Consider the following 18,678-nt stretch of genomic DNA (forward strand, 5'->3'; position numbering starts at 1 on the left):
TTAAGGAGAGGTCATGCCTCGGGCAATTTTGTGCGTGCTGGACAGTTTCGGTGTCGGCGGGGCCGCCGATGCAGCGGCTTTTGGCGATGCCGGCTCGGACACGCTCGGACACATCGCCGAACGCTGCGCTGCCGGCGCGGGCGACAGGGACGGGCTCCGGCAGGGGCCTTTGAACGTGCCCAACATGGACCGGCTCGGATTGGGGGCCGCCGGACGGCTTTCAACCGGCAAGGACATTCCCGGCCTGAGTTTTTCCGGAGACCCGGAGGGCCTTTGGGGCTACGCCGAGGAAGTCTCCAAGGGCAAGGACACACCGTCCGGTCACTGGGAAATCGCCGGCGTTCCCGTCCTCTTCGACTGGGGCTATTTCCCGGATACCGTTCCGTCCTTTCCCGGCGAACTGGTCGAAGGGATCTGCGAAAAAGGCGGGGTGGACGGCATTCTCGGCAACAAGCACGCATCCGGCACCGTGATCATCGCGGAACTCGGGGAAGAGCACATCCGGACCGGCAAGCCGATCGTCTACACTTCGGCGGATTCCGTCATCCAGATTGCCGCCCATGAACAGCACTTCGGCCTGGACCGCCTCTATGGCCTTTGCGAGGCGACACGCGAACTGGCCGATCCCTACAATATCGGCCGGGTGATCGCCCGCCCGTTTGTGGGCGAAACGGCCGACACGTTCGAACGGACCGCCAACCGGCGCGACTATTCCGTTCTTCCGCCGGAACCGACACTCCTTGACCGCCTGACGAACGAGGGCCGGACCGTCTATGGCATCGGCAAGATTTCCGACATCTTTGCCCATCAGGGCGTGTCGAAGGTTTTAAAAGGCGCAGGGAACGACCGGTTGTTCGACAAGACGCTGGAGGCCATGGATGCGGCGCAGGACGGCGATCTGGTGTTCACGAATTTCGTCGATTTCGACATGCTCTTCGGCCACCGGCGCGATGTGCCCGGATATGCGGCGGCCCTGGAAGCGTTCGACCGCCGCCTGCCGGAGATGATCTCCGCGATGAAGGACGGCGACATCCTGGTCCTGACCGCCGATCACGGCTGCGATCCGACCTGGCGGGGTACGGACCACACGCGCGAGCATGTGCCGGTTCTGGCGACGGGACCGGGTTTCCGGGGGAAATGCATCGGCGCCCGCAAGACCTACGCGGACATCGGCGAAAGCGTCGCCCATCACCTCGGTATCGCTCTCGGTTCACACGGAACAAGTTTCTTATAGGCCCCGTTCATGATCGTTCCCGTTACGGTTCCCAAGGCGGAACTGCATTGCCACATCGAAGGTGCCGCGCCGCCGACCCTGGTCAAGCGGCTGGCCGAGCAACACGGTATCGATCTGTCCCACGTTCTGAACGGCAATGGAAAATTCATCTGGTCGGACTTTTCGTCTTTCCTGAAGGCCTACGATGCCGCCAGCGCCGTGTTCAAGACCCCGTCCGACTACGCTTTGTTGTCTGAAACCTACTTTCGCATGCTGGCCGCGGAAGGCGCGATCTACGGCGAGATCTTCATCTCTCCAGACCATGCCCAGGCAGCGGGCCTTTCCTACCGGTCCTATGTCGAGGGCCTGGCGGCCGGCATGGAACGGGCCAAGACCGACACGGCGATCGAAGGCCGGATGATCGCGATCGGCGTCCGCCATTTCGGTGCGGCCGCCGTCGAACGGGTGGTCAAGGACGTCATCGGCAATCCGCATCCGCTGGTAACGGGTTTCGGCCTGGCCGGCGACGAACGCTCCGGCCATCCGGCGAATTTCGCCAAGGCCTTCCGGATGGCGTCAGAGGCCGGTCTCGGCACCACGGCCCATGCGGGTGAGTTTGCCGGTCCGGAGAGCATTGTCGCGGCGCTGGAATTCCTGCGCGTCAAGCGCATAGGCCATGGCGTGCGCGCGATCGAGGACAAGGATCTTGTCAGACGGCTTGCCGAAGAGGGCGTCGTTCTGGAGGTCTGCCCGGGATCGAACATCGCCCTCGGCGTCTACACCCATCTGCGCTTTCATCCCGTCAATATCCTGCGCCGGGAAGGGGTGAAGATCACGATCAATTCCGACGATCCCCCTTTCTTCGGCACCACGCTCGGCCGGGAATACGCCTCCGTCGCGGACACATTCGGCTGGTCTTTCGACGACCTGATGAGCGTCACGAGAACCGCGATAGAAGCCGCCTTCTGCGATCCGGCCACGAAGAACCGGCTGCTGGTGCGCCTGGACAGCGCGGCACGGTAGACGGGGATCTAAATATCCGCGCCGCTCTCGTCCGCCTCCGCCTCCGAGCGCGGATCGAGAACCACCGTTTCCGGTGTCGTGATCTGCGCGGTGGAAACGACCGGTACGAACTCGGATTTCTCGTCCGCACTGACCGGTGCCCGCTGACGCATCCGCCAGAGGGCGAACAGCATCATCGAAAGGTGGGCCGCCGCCGTAACCTGGAACAGGGCACCTGGATAAGTGAAGGTCATCAGGCCGGAGGCCAGCAGCGGCCCGACCATGGTGCCGGTTCCGAAGATCAAGAGAAGACCGCCGCTGATACGCAGAAAATCGCCGGCCTCCGCATGGTCGCTCGCGTGGGCGACGATCACCGGATACATGGAATAGACCACTCCGCCGAACCCCGCGATCAGCGCGACCGTGGCGACCGCGTTGCCGCCGCCGAAAAGCGACAGGCTGGAGCCGAGCGACATGGCCGCCAGCGCGAGGCCGACCAGAACGAGACGCCGGTCGAGACGGTCGGAGAGCATGCCGACGGGGATCTGGATCAGGGCGCCGGCAAGCAGCGCCAGGCTCATCATGATCGCGATGTCCGGGACGTCGAGCCCGATCCGGCGGCCATAGACGGCCCCCAGCGTGCCGAAGGAGCCGTTCGACACACCGACCATGAAGACGGCGACAACGGCGATGGGGGAATTGTCCCAAAGCTTCTTCGGATTGAGCTTGGCCTGGGTCAGAGGCTGCGGCGAGGCCGCCGTCGACAGTGCGGTCGGCAGCAGGGAGAGCGAATAGATGATCGACCCGAGAACGAAGAAGAAATAGCCGGACGGCGACCCAAGGGTCAGGAGCATCTGCCCGGCGGTCGTCGCTCCCAGATTGATCATCGTATAGATCCCGAAGATCCGTCCGCGGGTCTCATGAGTGGCGCGCTCGTTCAGCCAGCTTTCGACGATCATCGCCGCGCCGGAAAAACAGAAGCCGGTAATCGCCCTCAGCACGATCCAGATGCCGGCATTCATGAACAGCAGGTTGAGCAACACCGTGATGCCGGCCAGCGAGGCAAGCGCGCCGAAGGTGCGCACATGACCGACCCGCTTCACGATGATGGGGACCCCCAGGCAGCCGCCCATGTAACCGAGCGCCCAGCCGGCTCCTAGCAAACCGAGAGAGGCGTCGGAAAACCCTTCGGCGAGACCGGCGAGCGGAAGGAGAAGGCCGTGGAGACCGCCCGCGAGCAGCAGGAGGCCGGATCCGAACAACAGGGCGATAATGGAGACAACTGAGGACATGAAAAATCCAGGCGGGACGGATAATGGCTTTGGCACGTTACGAACGCCGCTGGCAAACCGGCCGTTGGCCGCGCGCGTCTCGCAGGAATTTGCGTCCGAACTGCGGCGAAGGCCCGATTCTCAACAGCTTCCGCCAATGATGGCCAATGACGATCCGGTTTGACAAGTTTATGGTGAGAGAACGTGCCGGATGTGGCGCTTTTTTAGGCAAGACCATTCAATAGGATTATTTTCAATGAGCCCTTCGACTTCAGCCCTGGACCTGTTTCAGCCAGAGGAGGTGCGCCGGCAGGCCCATCGCCTGCTCGATCTGTCGTCATGCGGAGAACTCCGGCATGTGAAGACGGATCTTCAGAAGCTCGATGCGGCGGTTGAAGCCGTTTTCGATACAACGAAGGAAAACTATCCTGACGGCCAGATCCCGCCATACGGGATCTGGCGGGATTTCGAGGTCGGCGGGATCGATCGCTGGGCGGCGCTCGCCGGTGTCCGGGCTTTTGAAACGGCTGAAGACATGCTGACGGCCGCGGCCGACCTCGCGGTTCTCGCCTCTTTCATGAAAACGCGTCATCCGGCGGACTGGCGCTTCGAAGACCGGATGACCGAAACCGCGGCGACAGGCGGTCAGGCCTCCGCGCTCGCCGCCTTTCACATGTTTACCTCCGGTTCGTTCTCAAGCGCCATGGAGGACCCCTACCGGGTGGACGCCGACACGCTGATCTATCTGGACAAGGCGGAACTGAGCTCCGGCCTGCAATGGGACCGGCATCAGGCGGGGGATTTTCTGGAGGAGATGCAACGGCATCTGAAGCTCTTTGGAGAGGCCCTGTCTCTGCGGCCAGACCTGTTCGGCGAAGGAAAGGCAACGCGACCCGGGCTGCTGGCCGTCGGCCATGCCCGGGAAGGCAATGGCACGGTGGACGCGGTCAAGCTCATGGACAATCTGCTGGAAGCGCTCGCGCCGGTCTGGACGGGGGGCGCGCAATCGGGCGACGTCCTGCTCGGCGACGGTTTCGGCCACTCCGCACTGGCCGGTACGGAGGGAGGTGCCATCGTACCGTTCCACACGGCCGCCCAGGACATGGTCTATTCCCTGGTCGAACCCCTCGCATGGGCCGGGGTGGAGGTTGCCGGTCTCGACCGGCTTACGGCGCCAGCGGATCTTGCGCATGTGGCGCTGTTTACCCGGACGGGTGCGCTCGAGATCCGGACCGATGCGCAGGAGCTGCCGCCTGAAGATGCGCTCGACAGAATGATCGAGATCAGAAGCGGCGCGATCGCGCTCACTGACAAGCTTGCCGAAAAGCTGCGCGAAGGCATGGATGTTTCGGCGGAGCAATTGCCGCTGACCTGCATTCTGGAAGGCGGAACCAGCCGGGCGGGGCGCCGGATTTTGGACAAGAACCCGGATCTGGCGAAGAAATTCGGGCACTACCTCAATCCGGGGTCTGTTTTTTGGTTGCCGTTCGGGGCATAGGTCCCGAACATAGCAAAAGAGCAACTAGGGCCCGCGTATCGGTGGGCCCGTCACAAGAGAGGCAGATATGTCCGGAGCCAATGTCATCAGCCATCCGCTGGTCCAGCACAAACTGAGCATCATGCGCGACAAGGGAACGTCCACTCAGGGCTTTCGGCGTCTCTTGCGGGAGATTTCGACCCTCCTGTGCTACGAGGTGACAAGGGATCTGCCGCTCGTCCACCATACGATCGAGACGCCGCTCGCTGAAATGCAGGCACCGACGCTTGCCGGCAAGAAGCTGGTGTTCGCCTCCGTGCTGCGTGCCGGCAACGGCCTGCTTGAAGGCATGCTGGAACTGGTGCCGTCGGCGCGGGTCGCGCATATCGGTCTTTACAGAGACCCCGAAACGCTCCACCCGGTCGAATATTATTTCAAGGCGCCGGAAGATCTGAACGAACGCCTGGTCATTGTCGTCGATCCGATGCTGGCGACCGCCAATTCCGCCATCGCCGCCGTCCAGAAGCTGAAGGAACGCGGCGCGAACAACATCCGTTTCCTGTGCCTTCTGGGTGCCCCCGAGGGCGTGGCGAAGTTCAACGAAATGCACCCCGATGTGCCGATCTACACCGCGGCAATCGACGAGAAGCTGAATGAAAAAGGCTATATCGTCCCCGGATTGGGCGATGCCGGCGACAGGATGTACGGCACCAAGTAAGCGGTTGGCGGAAGAGCCTGCACAAAACATCGCCTTCGTCCTCCCGGCTCTGCGCCAAAGCTCGTCCGGGAGGACGCCTGACACGCGGTGCCTGTAACTCAAGAGACTTGGGTTCTGCAAAGGCCTCCGGCGGGAGAGGAAACAGAGCATGATCACCGTTTTCGGCTCCATCAACCTGGATCTGGTCGTTGCCGTGCCGCGCCTGCCGAGGCCCGGGGAAACGGTCAGCGGACCGGATCACCAGACCTTCCCCGGTGGCAAGGGTGCCAATCAGGCGCTGGCGGCAAGGCGTGCCGGAGCCGATGTCAGACTGATCGGCGCCGTCGGACAGGACGCTTTCGCCGAATTGGCCCTGGCCAACCTCCAGAAAACGGGCGTGGATCTTTCCGGTGTCAGGTCCCTCGACGGCTCGACCGGTCTGGCCTTCATCGCGGTCGACCCGGAAGGTGAAAACCAGATCCTCGTCGCGAGGGGAACCAACGCCCGGGTTCAGGCCGACTGGCTGAAGCCCGTGCTTGGTTCGCGGGACACCCTGATGGTGCAGGGCGAGGCGTCTTTCGATCAGATCGGAGCGGCTATACTGCTGGCCAGGGAAGCGGGCGCCGCGGTTTGCTGGAACCCGGCGCCGGTTCCTGAGGGCGATCTTTCCACCTGCTTCGAGGCGCTCTCGCTGCTTGTGGTGAACGAGACCGAAGCCCTGGAAATCGGCCGGCGCCATGGTCTGAAAGGCGATGCGGACGGATTTATCGAGCGGTTTGCCGCTCCCTCACGAGCCGTTGTCGTGACCCTTGGAGCAGAAGGGGTTGCCGCAGGACAAGGCGATCAGCGCCTGCGCCTGAAAGCGCCCCGGATAAAAGCCGTCGACACGACCGGCGCGGGCGATGCCTTTTGCGGGGCGCTTGCCGCCGCCCTTGACCTGGGACGGCCATTCGAGCGTGCCGTGAAGGAGGGGATCGCGGCCGGTGCGCTTGCCTGCACGGTGACGGGGGCCCAGTCCGGCGCGCCGGAAGCCGGCGCTATCGCCCGGCTGGCGGATCAAATTGTCTGAACCGGTTTTACCGGCCGCTAAGGAAACTTTGGTATTCGACCGTTCACTTGAAATCGTCGAGGCCGTCATGTTCCGGTTTGTGGTCGTTCTTCTGGTCTGTGCGGGCGCCGCTCCTTTCGTGCCGGACCTGATCGAAGGGTATCTGTCGAGTGGCGCCGATGGCGATCCGTCTTCTTCCTACGTGGCATCATCCGGCGAGGATGCCGGGGAACGGATTCACCGGATATCGAAAAGCCGGGACGGACATTTTTACACTGAGGTGCGTCTGAACGGCCGGCGTGTGGACATGCTGGTTGACACCGGAGCCACGGTCATCGCTCTGCCGGAAGATGTTGCGGAGGACATTGGCATATTTCTGCAACCTTCAGATTATAAGTATCAGGCTAGGACTGCAAACGGCGTCACCCGAGTGGCCAGAACCATGGTCGACGAGGTGCGTATCGGCGATATCCGCTTGAAGGATGTCGAGGCAAGCGTCCTTGAAGGTCACGGACTGGGGCAGCCATTGCTCGGCATGTCCGTCTTCAACAAGCTGGAGCGATTTGACATTTCGGATGGCACTCTCTTACTGGTCCAGTAACTATTATCGACAATCCTTGGTATTAGATGCTTGCACTGCGGGTTGTCAGATTGTCCCCCTTTTAATTTCCTTCATGTGAGAGGCTTTGATGTTTCCCAAACCCCTTCCGAGTTTGACGCCGAACACCCTTGAGTATGAGACGCTGCCGATGGTGAAACCCACCGGCTTCCGGGAATACGACGCCCGTTGGCTCTTCGAGAAAGAAATCAATCTCATGGGCATGCAGGCGCTCGGCATGGGCATCGGTACGCTCATCCACGAGCGTGGGGTGCGGCCCGACATCGTCGTCGGCCACGACTTCCGCAGCTATTCCTCATCCATCAAGATGGCCGTCATCAACGGTCTTCTCGCCGCCGGCGTCAACGTTCACGACATCGGCCTGGCCCTCTCGCCGATGGCCTATTTCGCGCAGTTCGCACTGGACGTGCCGGCCGTTGCCATGGTCACCGCGTCCCACAACGACAACGGCTGGACCGGCGTCAAGATGGGCATCGACCGGCCGCTGACCTTCGGCCCGGACGAGATGGGCCGCTTGAAGGAAATCGTTCTTGAAGCGGCTTTCGAACTGAAGGGCGGCGGCAGCTATCGTTTCGTTGACGGTTTCGCCGATGTTTACGCGAAAGACCTGATCGAACGGGCGAAACTGAAACGGCCGATCAAGATCGTGGCGGCTTGCGGCAACGGCACGGCGGGAGCCTTCGCGCCGAAGATCCTGGAAGCGCTGGGGGCGGAAGTCATCCCGCTGGACGCTGAGCTGGACCACTCGTTCCCGCGCTACAATCCGAACCCGGAAGACATGAAGATGCTGCATGCGCTCCGGGACAAGGTCCTGGAGACGGGCGCGGAAGTCGGTCTCGGCTTCGACGGCGACGGCGATCGCTGCGGCGTCGTCGACAATGAAGGCGAGGAGATCTTCGCCGACAAGGTCGGCGTCATGCTCGCCCGTGACATCTCCGCGCTGCACCCGGGAAGCCAGTTCGTCGTGGACGTGAAGTCCACCGGTCTGTTCAACACCGATCCTGTCCTGCAGGCCAACGGCGCCAAGACCGACTACTTCAAGACAGGCCATTCCTACATCAAGCGGCGGGTGACCGACCTGAACGCCATTGTCGGTTTTGAAAAGTCCGGCCACTATTTCTTTAACAAGCCGATCGGCCGCGGGTATGACGACGGTCTTGTCTCGGCGATCGCCATTCTCGACATGCTGGACCGCAACCCGGACAAGACCATGGCCGACCTGCGCCGGGATCTGCCGAAGACCTGGGGCTCGCCGACCATGGCGCCGAAATGCGCCGACGAAATCAAGTACGATGTGGTCGAGCGGGTGGTCGCGAAGTTCCAGGACATGAAGGCGAAAGGCGAGACGGTCGCCGGTCAGTCCATCACCGATCTGATTACGGTCAATGGCGTGCGTGTCGTCTCCGAGGACGGCACTTGGGGACTGGTCCGGGCTTCGTCCAACAAGCCGGAACTCGTCGTCGTGGTCGAGAGCCCGGTCTCCGAGGAACGGCTGCACGACATGTTCAAGGCGGTGGACGGCGTTCTGCGCGAGAACCCGGAAGTCGGCGAATATAACCAGACGCTTTAAGGGACTTGACCTTTTGGGCGAAGGCGGCGGATCATCCCGCCGCCTTTTTTGCGTCTCGGCGGGTGCCGGGAACCGGCGGGTCTGAACGGAGAATTCAATGATCAAGGACTTCGGGATTTTGCCCGACGGCACGCCCGTTAAGGAGATCGTTTTAAGAAAAGGCTCCCTCGAGGCATCCGTTCTGACATTCGGCGCGATCGTCCGCGATCTGAAGGTGGAAGGACAGACGGTCGTCCTCGGGTTCGATGACCTGAACTGCTATCTCGATCATTCGCCCTATTTCGGGGCGATTGCCGGGCGCTGCGCCAACCGGATCGCTGGCGGAAAGATGACGATCGAAGGCGTCGTCCACCAGCTCGACCTGAACGAGGTGGGACGGACCCACCTGCACGGCGGATCGAAAGGATTTTCCCAAAGGATCTGGCAACTGGAGCAGTCGGACAAGGCGAGTGTCCTTCTGAAACGGGTCTCCGAAGACGGTGACATGGGCTACCCGGGCCGTGTGGAAGCCCTTGTGCGCTATACATTGACCGGGTCGGGCGCCCTGCGGGTGAAAATGTCGGCGACGACCGACAGGGTGACGCCGGTCAACCTCACTCAGCACAGTTATTTCAATCTCGACGGCAGCGAAACCATTCTGGATCACACGCTGGAGATCGACGCCGAAGAATATCTGCCCGTCGATGAACACTTCATTCCGACCGGCGAAATCCGGAAGGTTGCCTGGACACCTTACGATTTCCGTAACGGCCGCAAGGTTCGCCGCAAGCCCGGAGAGGAAAACGTGATTTTCGATCACAATTTCTGTCTTGCCGGCGAAGGACGCGATAGCGTGCGGTTTGCCGCAGCCCTGGAAGACGGCAGCGGCGACCGGCGCATGGAAGTCTGGACGACGGAGCCCGGTTTACAATTTTATGACGCCGGAAAGTTAGATATACCTGTGTCCGGCCTCGGTGGAAAACGCTACGGCCCGCACGCCGGTCTGTGCCTCGAAGCTCAGCGTTGGCCGGACGGGGTCAATCAGGAAGCGTTTCCGGACGTCTTGTTGAGACCCGGCGAGACCTATAGTCACGTCACGGAATTCCGTTTTTCCTGAAACGGTTTAAGATGGTGCGGCCCACTGGGGTCTGAAATGGAACTTGGGGACAGTTTGTGAAGACGGTTTTTTCAGAAAGCCAGCTCGCGCACACGCCGAAACAGGAGATTTCCGACGGCGAGCTCATGCCGGCCGTTGAGATCCCGAGCCGGGCCGAAATCGTGCTCAGGACTGTCAGGGAACGTCAGTTGGGTGACGTTGTCGCGCCGCAGGAGTTTCCGATCCGGCCGCTGCATCGGGTCCACAGCCCGGATTATGTCACGTTTCTGGAAGGTTTCTGGGACAAATGGACGGCCGCGGGCCGCTCGAAGGAAGCCTTTCCGTTCGTTTGGCCTATCCGCAGCCTGCGGTCGGATATCGCGGTTCAGCAGATTGACGGTCTTCTCGGGCGTTACTCGATGGACGCGGGAACGCCGGTTGGCGAACACACCTATCAGGCGGCGCGGGCCTCCGCCGATACGGCCTTGACCGCCGCAAGAATGATTTTGGACGGGGAGCAGTCTGTCTTCGCCCTGTGCCGCCCACCCGGTCACCATGCCGGTTTCGACTTTTTCGGGGGCTACTGCTTTTTCAACAATGCGGCGGTCGCGGCGCAATACCTGCGCGACTACGGTTTGAACCGGATCGCGATCCTCGATGTCGACTACCATCACGGCAACGGGACGCAGGCTCTGTTCTACGACCGGCCGGATATCCTGTTCCTGTCCATTCATGCCGACCCGAAGGACGAGTTTCCCTATTATCTGGGCTACGCGGACGAAACCGGCGAGCGCGCGGGCACCGGCTTCACGCGCAATTGGCCGCTGCCGCTTGGAACCGACTGGGAAGGGTACACCCCGGCGCTTGAAGAAGCCTGCCGCTGGCTCCTGGTTTACAAGCCGGACGCGCTGATCGTCTCGCTGGGCATGGACTGCTTCGAAAGAGACCCGATCTCGAAATTCAGGTTCAAGAGCGACGACTATTTCCGCCTGGGAGAGCGGCTCGCGAAAGCGGGTGTTCCGACCGCCTTCCTGATGGAGGGCGGCTACGCGGTCGATGCCCTGGGCACGAATTGCGTCAACGTGCTGGAAGGCTTTGGCCGTTAGAGCGCGGATACTTCAAACGGTCAGTCGGCGGATAGCAGACCGAGCGTCTCCAGCTCGCGCCTGAGTGCGTCCGCGGTCTTGAAGTGGTGAGCGGTCATTCCGAGGCGGCGGGCCGTGGCCACATTCGGTTCCGAATCGTCGATGAAAAAGCAGGACTGCGCGCTCAGGCCGTTGCGTTCGCACAGGATTTCATAGATCCGGGAACCGGGCTTGACCTGCCGTTCGTGTCCCGACACGACCACATCCAGAAAACTGTCGGCCAGAAACGGAAACCGGATTTCGGCCTCGGCGAATTTCTCGGACGAGAAGTTGGTGATGGCAAAGAGAGGGACGTTGGCTTCCTTGAGCTCCCGCAGAATGGCGGGCGTGCCAGGGACCTCACCTGGAACCATCTCCTGCCAGTGCTCGGAATAGGCGGCGATCAGTCCGGAGTGTTCCGGATGTTTCCGCGAGAGAGTTTCAACAGCTTCTGCCCACGAACGGCCCATATCCTGTTGCAGATTCCAATCCGGCGTGCAGATTGTTTCCAGGAAAATTTTCCGTTCCTGCGCGTCGGGAATGAGCCGGCGATAAAGATAATCCGGATTCCATTCGATCAGGACGTTGCCTATATCGAAGACGACGGTCGTGACAGGAGCGTTCATAGGGTCATCCAATCGGGCGGGGGCGTACAGGCGGGACTTGGTATTGCAAGCTTTAAGTAAAGGTCATGTCGGGTTTATGGCAGGCGGACAAGCGTGTGTTCGCAGGCTTCTTTTCCTTTTGCTTGTCGCCATTCTGCCTCAGGGCGTCAATGCGCAGGATGACGCGGGCATGCCGGACCGGCTGCGGCTCGGGATCGTTGTCGCGGCGGAGGAAGACGCCCGTCAAAGGGTCGAACCCTTCCGGTTTGCACTTGAGGAAATCGCGGACCTGCCGGTCGATCTGTTCCTGCTGGATACCCTCGGAGACGCCGTCGAAGCAATCTCATCCGGGCGTGTCGATTACGTGCGCCTGTCTCCTTCCGCATATGCCGCCAGCTATCGGCTGTGCGCCTGTGTTGAACCGCTGGTCACCGCGGGGCCGGACGATTTTCCCGCCAGGTTCTACGCTATCCTGGTTGGAAAGCGGAAAGAGGGAGACAAGATCACCCTCGACGGTCTCAAGGGTGGGCGGCTGGCCATTGGCGGCAAGCAGACCGTGACCGGTTACCGGGTTCCTCTGGCCAATCTGGCTGCGGACGGTGTCGATGTCAGAAAGCATTTCGGGGCTTTGGTGGAGATGCAGGATCCGGTCGAGGCGGTGCGGGCAGTCATGGACGACCGGGTCCAGGCGGCTTTTGCCTGGTCTTCGCTGGCCGGAGAGGCCAAGAACGGCTACACGGCGGGCACCTTGAACGATTACTACATTTCCGGTGGACGGGATTTCGAGGACCTGGAAATTGTCTGGCGCTCTCCTCCGATCCCCTATTCCGCCCACACGTTGCACAAGGATCTTCCCGACGCACTGAAACGCCGCCTGCGCGCCGGCCTGATGGATCTGCGCCGGGAGGCGCCGGACGCTTACCTGGCGATCGAGCCGGACCTGCTTGGCGGCTTCGAACCGGTTACCCACGGCGATTACCGACCGGTCCTGCGCACCTACGAGGACGAGTTCGCCGCGGTACTGGATTGACGGCCTGACAAGCAGCGGTTGGATGGCAGCTCCGGAGAGGGCCGGCGCCGGATGTCGGGTCGTGGAAACGGGCTTTGTGATGCTCAGGCCCGAACGTCGGCCGTGGCCATCAGTTTCTCCGTATGACGCCGGATCATTTCCTCTTCGTTGGTAGGAATGACCAGCGTCTTGATCCTGGACCCTTCCGCGGAAATGTCTTCTTCCCGCGCATTGTTCTTGGCCGGGTCGATGTGAAGCCCGAGCCAGTCCAGCTCCTGGCAGACCTTTTCGCGGACGACCGTCGCGTTTTCGCCGATGCCGCCGGTGAAGACCACCGTGTCCAGTCCGCCCAGAACGGCGGCCATCGCGCCCAGTTCCCGGCGTATCCGGAACACGAAATACTCGATGGCCTCGGCCGCGCGCGGATCGTCGCTTTCCGTCAGGGTGCGCATGTCCTGGCTGACGCCGGACAGACCCTTCAGACCGGAGTCCTTGTAGAGGAGATCCGAGACCTCTTGAGGGGTCATGCCCTTCGTGGTCAGCAGATAGAGAACCACGCCCGGGTCGAGCTGGCCGCAGCGCGTGCCCATCGGCAGACCGTCCAGGGCGGTGAACCCCATCGTCGATCCGATGCTTTGGCCGTCCCGGATCGCGCACATCGAAGCGCCATTCCCCAGATGGGCGACAATAACTTTGCCGGCGTATAACTCCGGAGCCGTCGTCTTCAGGTAACTGCAGATGTACTCGTAGGACAGACCGTGAAAACCGTAGCGGCGCACACCCTCGTCGTAAAACGTGCGCGGAAGCGCGAATGTGTCGTTTACCCAGGGGTGTTTGCGGTGAAAGGCCGTGTCGAAACAGGCCACCTGAAGCGCCTTGGGAAACGCGGCCTGCGCGGCCTCGATACCGGCCACATTGTGAGGCTGGTGCAGCGGCGCAAGCGGGATCAGCGATTTCAGCCTGTACATCGCGCTTGAGGTGATCCGCAGCGGTTCGGAATAGGTGATGCCACCGTGAACCACCCGGTGGCCGACCGCGTCCACTGTCTGTTTGCCCAGTTCCTCTTCCAGAACGGGAAGCAGGGCAGACAGGGCCGAGGCGTGGTTCTTGCCTTCTTCGTCCGACAGCGGACGGTCGATCTTCGTCTCCGAGACTTCGGACTTCAATTTGATATGCGGTTGCGCGCCGAGACCGGAAATCTGGCCGTCAAGGTGCGCCGCCGCACCGGAGAACAGCGTGAATTTGATCGAGGAAGACCCCGAATTCAGAACCAGAATGATGGGGCCTGCCATGAATCAGTCTTCCTCGCGGTCCAGGAGGCTCACCGGCGCGCCGTTAGTTTGCCAGTAGTTGAAGAGCAGGGCCAGCGCACAGGAGGCCAGCCGCGCACGGCCGTCGTCCGAGCGGCTGGTCAGCATGACCGGGACCTTGGCACCGATAACGAGGCCGGAGGCTTCCGCATGGGCGATGAAGGTCAGTTCCTTGGCCAGCATGTTGCCCGATTCCAGGTTGGGAACGATGAGCACTTCCGCATGGCCGGCCACCAGCGATGTGATGCCCTTGGTCCGGGCAGCCTGAACGTCGACCGCGTTGTCCATGGCCAGCGGACCGTCGACAATCGCGCCGGAGATCTGGCCGCGTTCCGCCATCTTGGAAAGGATCGCCGCATCCAGACTGGAGGGGATGGCCGGATTGACGGTTTCGATCGCGGACAGGATGCCGACACGCGGCATGTCCAGGCCGAGGGAGCGGGCCGCGTCGATGGCGTTCTGGGTAATGTCGACCTTGGTGTTCAGGTCCGGCGAGATGTTGATCGCGGCATCGGAGATCACGACCGGCGTTTTCCGGCCTGGTATATCCATCACGAACACGTGGCTGATGCGCCGCTTGGTTCTCAAGCCGCCATCGCGCTTGACCACATGATGCAGCAGGTGATCGGTGTGAAGATGACCTTTCATGATGGCCTGAACCCGGCCTTCGTGAACCATTGCCACGGCACGGCCGGCCGCTTCCGATTCGTCTTCGATGTCGATCAGCTCGTAGGAGGAGATGTCTTCTTCGAGTTCTTTCGCCGCTTCCTGGATCCGGCCGAGGGCGCCGATCAGGATTGGCTCGATCAGACCTTCGCGGGCGGCCATGATGGCGCCTTCAAGCGAATTCGGATCGTCGGGCGCGACGACGGCGGTCGGCAGAGGCGGCAGCGTCTTCGCCTGTTCGATCATGCGGTTGAAATGGCGGTGCCGCTGAACGAGAAGTGCCGGAATATTGCTGGAATCGAACTCGATCGTCTCGGTGGGTGCCTTGACTTCCGCGACACCTTCGACGAGCCGGGTGCCGTCTTCCAGCGTCACGGACATGTCGAAGAGAACGACGTTGTCCGGCCTTTTTTCGGTTGCCGTTACCCTGACATGCAGTTTGTCGCCAACCGCGGCACGGCCGAGAAACGTAAAGGACTGGGCTTTGTAAACCGTTCCCGGACCGGGCAGGATGTTGCCGAGAACGGCGGAGGCAAGGCCGCCGACCCACATCGCCGGCGCAACGGGCTTGTCGATGTGACCGTCTCCGGTCCAGTCCGTATCGGGAAGATGTATCGGATTGTGGTTTCCCGAGGCATGCGCGAAAACGAGAAGGTCGTTGGAGGAACATTCCCGCACGATCTCGGCGGTGTCGCCGACCGAAATTTGCTCGTAAGTCTTGTTCGTCGCCATTGTGTCCATTTTTCCCGTTCTAACAGGGTGTTGCAGCGCAGCAATATTCCGGAGATTAACCGGATAATGCGACGATACAAATACGGGAGATCATATAGGAAAGAAGATTGGAAGTTCCGTACCAGGACGGCCCCGTTGTCCTGGAAATTCAAAGCTGCTCTTGAGAGGCCGCGCCCTAACCCGGACAATCCTCGCAGGTCACCGTGTCCGTCAACCGGGGACGAACGTAGTAGACATCGCTCAAATCGATGCTGTCGATCGAGTCACCGGAAAAGAATTTGTTGAGTTCCTTGTAGAGGTTCGCGAACGTCGGCCGGTATGTGAGGTTGGTCTGGCCGACCACGATGGAGGTATTCGGCGTCGCGATCGTGTCCGGCAGGGTGATCGGCGGGGCCGCGCCCGGTGACCAGCCATCCGCCGCGCTGCCATGGTTGTCGCGGCTCCAGTCGATGCTCGGGTCGCCATCCTCATCGAAGGAAACACTGGCCACGATGACTTCAAGCTCGGTCGAGGAATAGGGGGCCAGTATCGTATCGCCGACCTTCAGGAGAGCGTCGAGACCGCTGGGGTCCACGGTCTGTTCCTGGGCCACCAGATCGGTGACCGAACTGGCAATGCGGCTGATCTTGCGGTCGTGGTTCAAGGCGCCGGTAATCACCTCCATGCCTACCAGCAAGAACAGCAGGAAGGGGAGGATCATTGCGAACTCCGTCGCCGAGACACCGCGTTTGTCGGCCCAAAAGCCGGCGAGGCCGCCTGTCTTCAGGACCCGGATACCGGCTTGCCGGCGCAAGGTGTCAGTCCCAGGGTTCATTTCTAAACACCAATGTTGAAGAAAGGTTCCGGTATGAACCGTCATCGGCCGGATCCAGGCTGAGCAGGGACGTCATCATGGGCCAGCTGTAGATGACGTTCACAACGACGATGCTGGAAGCCTCGCCGATCTCGTAGGTGATGTCCTCTTCGTCCCTCAGCTTGCCGTCGGTATCGTAGAGGCTGTTGAAGTTGCCTGCCGCTTCGAAAGTCTCGTAGGTCGTGACTTCCAGGGTGATCCGGTCCAGGTTGCACATGAACGCGGGCATCGAGTCGCAGATCAACTGTTCGAACTCGGCCTTGGAGGTGGAACCTTCCGCGGCTTGGCCGGTCTTGATGGTTCTCGCGGCGGTGATGACGGCGTTGTCGAGCATTCTGTTGACCAGATGGGCCAGTCCGACCTCGATGATGCCGATGCAAAGGATGAAAAAAGGCAAGGCGACGAAGGCGAATTCGATCGCGGTCACGCCGCGTTCGTCTTTCAGCAGCGAACGCGCCTTTTTTTTGCCAAAGGGCCACATGTGCAATCTTCTCAAATGCATATGGTGTCCGCTCCTGATTGCAATCGGCTCAGGTCCCCCCGCCCGCTGCCGCAACGGCCAGGTCGTTTCGCGAGGTTGCCTGCTCGGCGGCGGATGTGAAGGCTTCGGTCGCGTCGCCCAGGCGGAGCGTGGGTTCGCAGACCGGATTGCACGACAGGGACGAACGGGCGGACTTGCGGTAAACGGAAACCACATCGTCATCGGAAGCCCGGACCGTGATCGCCTCGTCGACGATGGGCTTGTTGTTTTCGTCCAGGATAACGAGGTTGGTGGTGCCGTAGCTCTTGCCCGTGATGACGACCGTGTTCTGATCGAACATGGAAACATCCGCGATGAACGGATTGCCGACGATGACCGCGGTGGCCCCGTCTTCAATTCTAAAGACCTTGGCGCGGTCGACCGTCACCATGACCGGACCCTCGTGCGCATCCTCGGCCAGCGCGGCGGTCGCCTGGAAAGCAAATGCAAGCACACCGGCCCATTTCGTTATCTTCATGAACATGACTATGGGTACTCCATTTGTATCCGCTCTAGCGATAGAATGCCGCAAACATGGTGAACGATCTGCTAACGCCTTGTGCTTTCGGTCCCGATTGCGGGTTGTTCTCGCGAAGAACGGCCGCCAGGCCCGGCCGTCGATGCAAAGACCGTCCGAAGGCGTTTGTGGAGACCGGCGACCTGTTTGGCCGATACGCCTGCACGCATGCAGTCACTTCAAGGAAGCGCAGTCTCTGCAGGACCCGGCAGAAGGAAAACCCTGGAAACGCGCTGTTGCGCTCTGTATGGTTGAGTAAATGTAAGTATAAATATAATTTAGAATCCTATAGTTACTATTTGTTAGTTATACGACTTGTTAACTATATATGTTTTTCTCGAGTTCTAATTGCTTTTCTTTGGTGGATTTAACAAGTTGGAAAGCTCTCTGTCCTAGGTTCCACACATGTTCGAACGGACGAAGAAAAGATCCGGCGGACTTGAAGCTGTCAACTCAGTGGTACATGGAGCAAACACATGAAAAATCTCTTCTCTCGTTTCGTTAAAGACGAATCTGGTGCAACTGCTATCGAATACGGTCTGATCGCCGGCCTCCTGTCGGTCGTTATCGTTGCTGCAGTCACCTCGACCGGTACCAACCTCTCCGGTATCTTCAGCGCGATCTCGACCAAACTGGGCACGGCAAGCACCACAGCAGGCAGCTAACAGCCTGAGCCCGCTTCCCGGATACGCTTAAGCCGGGAAGCCTTTTGGATCGAAGGCGGGCAGATATCTGCCCGTCTTTATTTTTTAATATCGCTGGGGAACCGTTAAGGGTTTTCCGGATACCGTGTTTCCGGTGACCGTGACCGGGAGAGACGTCATGATTCAAGCTGGCATTCTCGTGATCTTTCCAATGCTCGTGGCCTTTGGCGGCGTTTCGGATCTGCTCACGATGATCATCCAGAACAGGGTGTCGATCCTGCTTGTCGCGGGTTTCTGCGTCCTCGCGCTTGCGTCTGGAATGCCGCTTGAAAGCTGGGGCATGCACGGTCTCGCATTTGCCGTTGTCTTTGTGCCGTGCTTCGCTTTTTTCGCGGCGGGCTGGATGGGCGGCGGCGACGTCAAGTTCATCAGCGCCATTGCACTCTGGATCGGCTTCACGCCGGAGCTGACCCTTTTCGTTTTTTGGGTGGCGGTCTACGGGATGCTTCTCACGCTCGCACTGCTTTACCTGAAAAAGACCGTTTTCGTTCCCGTGACGTTTCTGCGTCAGGACTGGTTCGCCAGGCTGCACGACAAATCCACGGGCATCCCTTACGGCGTAGCGATCGCGGTCGCGGGCCTGCAGGTCTATCCGGCGACGGTCTGGTTCAATCTGATTCCCTGACATCGCAAATCTTCGCCGGACGCAGCCGGCGTCATCGTTTT

19 protein-coding genes are annotated in these 18,678 nt (G+C 60.8%); 12 read left to right on the forward strand and 7 right to left on the reverse strand.

Annotated elements, in window-relative coordinates:
• Positions 1–13 precede the first annotated feature (13 nt).
• Positions 14–1,234 carry a phosphopentomutase gene (locus JF539_RS00745; RefSeq protein WP_207138136.1) on the forward strand — a complete coding sequence of 407 codons (1,221 nt, stop codon included), beginning with the start codon at positions 14–16 and terminating at the stop codon, positions 1,232–1,234.
• Positions 1,235–1,243: 9 nt separating this feature from the next.
• The gene (locus tag JF539_RS00750) at positions 1,244–2,236 is read left to right on the forward strand and encodes an adenosine deaminase (protein ID WP_207138138.1); all 993 of its coding nucleotides are present in this window, start codon (positions 1,244–1,246) and stop codon (positions 2,234–2,236) included.
• 8 nt (positions 2,237–2,244) lie between these two features.
• Here the strand turns inward: JF539_RS00750 and JF539_RS00755 are convergent, their stop codons facing one another.
• Positions 2,245–3,507: an MFS transporter gene (locus JF539_RS00755; RefSeq protein ID WP_207138140.1), complete on the reverse strand. Its 1,263-nt coding sequence runs from the start codon at positions 3,505–3,507 to the stop codon at positions 2,245–2,247.
• A 235-nt stretch (positions 3,508–3,742) separates the two neighbouring features.
• On the opposite strand from JF539_RS00755, the gene JF539_RS00760 reads away from it, so the two are divergent.
• The 7 genes from JF539_RS00760 to JF539_RS00790 all read left to right on the forward strand — a co-directional run bounded on the left by JF539_RS00760 (position 3,743) and on the right by JF539_RS00790 (position 11,078).
• Positions 3,743–4,984, forward strand: a complete 1,242-nt coding sequence (locus JF539_RS00760) for a DUF1688 family protein (RefSeq protein WP_207138142.1) — start codon at positions 3,743–3,745, stop codon at positions 4,982–4,984.
• Positions 4,985–5,051: 67 nt separating this feature from the next.
• Complete coding sequence (upp, locus tag JF539_RS00765; protein WP_207138144.1) at positions 5,052–5,681, forward strand: uracil phosphoribosyltransferase; 630 nt, start codon at positions 5,052–5,054, stop codon at positions 5,679–5,681.
• A gap of 148 nt (positions 5,682–5,829) precedes the next feature.
• A complete protein-coding gene (locus JF539_RS00770; protein WP_207138145.1) occupies positions 5,830–6,729 on the forward strand; it encodes a ribokinase in 900 nt (299 codons plus the stop codon).
• 67 nt (positions 6,730–6,796) lie between these two features.
• Entirely contained in the window at positions 6,797–7,309 is a 513-nt protein-coding gene (locus JF539_RS00775) for a retropepsin-like aspartic protease family protein (protein ID WP_207138147.1), read from the forward strand.
• A gap of 88 nt (positions 7,310–7,397) precedes the next feature.
• Positions 7,398–8,897 (forward strand): phosphomannomutase/phosphoglucomutase, encoded by a 1,500-nt coding sequence (locus JF539_RS00780; protein ID WP_207138149.1) that lies wholly within the window; start codon positions 7,398–7,400, stop codon positions 8,895–8,897.
• Between the two features lie 97 nt (positions 8,898–8,994).
• On the forward strand, positions 8,995–9,993 hold the full coding sequence (locus JF539_RS00785; protein ID WP_207138151.1) for an aldose epimerase family protein: 999 nt from the start codon (positions 8,995–8,997) through the stop codon (positions 9,991–9,993).
• A gap of 56 nt (positions 9,994–10,049) precedes the next feature.
• The gene (locus JF539_RS00790) at positions 10,050–11,078 is read left to right on the forward strand and encodes a histone deacetylase family protein (protein WP_207138153.1); all 1,029 of its coding nucleotides are present in this window, start codon (positions 10,050–10,052) and stop codon (positions 11,076–11,078) included.
• Positions 11,079–11,098: 20 nt separating this feature from the next.
• Here JF539_RS00790 and JF539_RS00795 read toward each other — a convergent pair whose 3' ends face one another.
• Entirely contained in the window at positions 11,099–11,722 is a 624-nt protein-coding gene (locus JF539_RS00795) for an HAD family hydrolase (protein WP_207138155.1), read from the reverse strand.
• A gap of 118 nt (positions 11,723–11,840) precedes the next feature.
• On the opposite strand from JF539_RS00795, the gene JF539_RS00800 reads away from it, so the two are divergent.
• Positions 11,841–12,731 (forward strand): PhnD/SsuA/transferrin family substrate-binding protein, encoded by an 891-nt coding sequence (locus JF539_RS00800; protein ID WP_209016943.1) that lies wholly within the window; start codon positions 11,841–11,843, stop codon positions 12,729–12,731.
• Between the two features lie 83 nt (positions 12,732–12,814).
• Here JF539_RS00800 and JF539_RS00805 read toward each other — a convergent pair whose 3' ends face one another.
• The 5 genes from JF539_RS00805 to JF539_RS00825 form a co-directional block, all read right to left on the reverse strand.
• A complete protein-coding gene (locus JF539_RS00805) occupies positions 12,815–14,002 on the reverse strand; it encodes an acetate/propionate family kinase (protein WP_207138158.1) in 1,188 nt (395 codons plus the stop codon).
• A gap of 3 nt (positions 14,003–14,005) precedes the next feature.
• A complete protein-coding gene (locus tag JF539_RS00810) occupies positions 14,006–15,418 on the reverse strand; it encodes a bifunctional enoyl-CoA hydratase/phosphate acetyltransferase (RefSeq protein WP_207138160.1) in 1,413 nt (470 codons plus the stop codon).
• A gap of 175 nt (positions 15,419–15,593) precedes the next feature.
• Positions 15,594–16,232 carry a TadE/TadG family type IV pilus assembly protein gene (locus JF539_RS00815; protein ID WP_209016944.1) on the reverse strand — a complete coding sequence of 213 codons (639 nt, stop codon included), beginning with the start codon at positions 16,230–16,232 and terminating at the stop codon, positions 15,594–15,596.
• Positions 16,216–16,752 (reverse strand): TadE/TadG family type IV pilus assembly protein, encoded by a 537-nt coding sequence (locus tag JF539_RS00820; protein WP_209016945.1) that lies wholly within the window; start codon positions 16,750–16,752, stop codon positions 16,216–16,218. The genes JF539_RS00815 and JF539_RS00820 overlap by 17 nt, the downstream gene beginning before the upstream one ends.
• A gap of 49 nt (positions 16,753–16,801) precedes the next feature.
• Complete coding sequence (locus tag JF539_RS00825; RefSeq protein ID WP_207138164.1) at positions 16,802–17,275, reverse strand: pilus assembly protein N-terminal domain-containing protein; 474 nt, start codon at positions 17,273–17,275, stop codon at positions 16,802–16,804.
• 509 nt (positions 17,276–17,784) lie between these two features.
• Between JF539_RS00825 and JF539_RS00830 the strand changes: the two genes are divergently transcribed.
• Both JF539_RS00830 and JF539_RS00835 read left to right on the forward strand, forming a co-directional pair.
• Positions 17,785–17,973: a Flp family type IVb pilin gene (locus JF539_RS00830; protein WP_207138166.1), complete on the forward strand. Its 189-nt coding sequence runs from the start codon at positions 17,785–17,787 to the stop codon at positions 17,971–17,973.
• A gap of 157 nt (positions 17,974–18,130) precedes the next feature.
• A complete protein-coding gene (locus JF539_RS00835) occupies positions 18,131–18,637 on the forward strand; it encodes an A24 family peptidase (protein ID WP_207138175.1) in 507 nt (168 codons plus the stop codon).
• Positions 18,638–18,678 lie beyond the last annotated feature (41 nt).

Origin of the sequence: Roseibium aggregatum (assembly GCF_017309185.1) — a bacterium.
Taxonomy (GTDB): Bacteria; Pseudomonadota; Alphaproteobacteria; order Rhizobiales; family Stappiaceae; genus Roseibium; species Roseibium aggregatum_B.

Coding starts and splice junctions, on each gene's coding strand:
- JF539_RS00745 (WP_207138136.1), top strand. CDS start 14: ATGCCTCGGGCAATTTTGTGCGTGCTGGACAGTTTCGGTGTCGGCGGG.
- JF539_RS00750 (WP_207138138.1), top strand. CDS start 1,244: ATGATCGTTCCCGTTACGGTTCCCAAGGCGGAACTGCATTGCCACATC.
- JF539_RS00755 (WP_207138140.1), bottom strand. CDS start 3,507: ATGTCCTCAGTTGTCTCCATTATCGCCCTGTTGTTCGGATCCGGCCTC.
- JF539_RS00760 (WP_207138142.1), top strand. CDS start 3,743: ATGAGCCCTTCGACTTCAGCCCTGGACCTGTTTCAGCCAGAGGAGGTG.
- upp (WP_207138144.1), top strand. CDS start 5,052: ATGTCCGGAGCCAATGTCATCAGCCATCCGCTGGTCCAGCACAAACTG.
- JF539_RS00770 (WP_207138145.1), top strand. CDS start 5,830: ATGATCACCGTTTTCGGCTCCATCAACCTGGATCTGGTCGTTGCCGTG.
- JF539_RS00775 (WP_207138147.1), top strand. CDS start 6,797: ATGTTCCGGTTTGTGGTCGTTCTTCTGGTCTGTGCGGGCGCCGCTCCT.
- JF539_RS00780 (WP_207138149.1), top strand. CDS start 7,398: ATGTTTCCCAAACCCCTTCCGAGTTTGACGCCGAACACCCTTGAGTAT.
- JF539_RS00785 (WP_207138151.1), top strand. CDS start 8,995: ATGATCAAGGACTTCGGGATTTTGCCCGACGGCACGCCCGTTAAGGAG.
- JF539_RS00795 (WP_207138155.1), bottom strand. CDS start 11,722: ATGAACGCTCCTGTCACGACCGTCGTCTTCGATATAGGCAACGTCCTG.
- JF539_RS00805 (WP_207138158.1), bottom strand. CDS start 14,002: ATGGCAGGCCCCATCATTCTGGTTCTGAATTCGGGGTCTTCCTCGATC.
- JF539_RS00810 (WP_207138160.1), bottom strand. CDS start 15,418: ATGGCGACGAACAAGACTTACGAGCAAATTTCGGTCGGCGACACCGCC.
- JF539_RS00815 (WP_209016944.1), bottom strand. CDS start 16,232: ATGAACCCTGGGACTGACACCTTGCGCCGGCAAGCCGGTATCCGGGTC.
- JF539_RS00820 (WP_209016945.1), bottom strand. CDS start 16,752: ATGTGGCCCTTTGGCAAAAAAAAGGCGCGTTCGCTGCTGAAAGACGAA.
- JF539_RS00825 (WP_207138164.1), bottom strand. CDS start 17,275: ATGTTCATGAAGATAACGAAATGGGCCGGTGTGCTTGCATTTGCTTTC.
- JF539_RS00830 (WP_207138166.1), top strand. CDS start 17,785: ATGAAAAATCTCTTCTCTCGTTTCGTTAAAGACGAATCTGGTGCAACT.
- JF539_RS00835 (WP_207138175.1), top strand. CDS start 18,131: ATGATTCAAGCTGGCATTCTCGTGATCTTTCCAATGCTCGTGGCCTTT.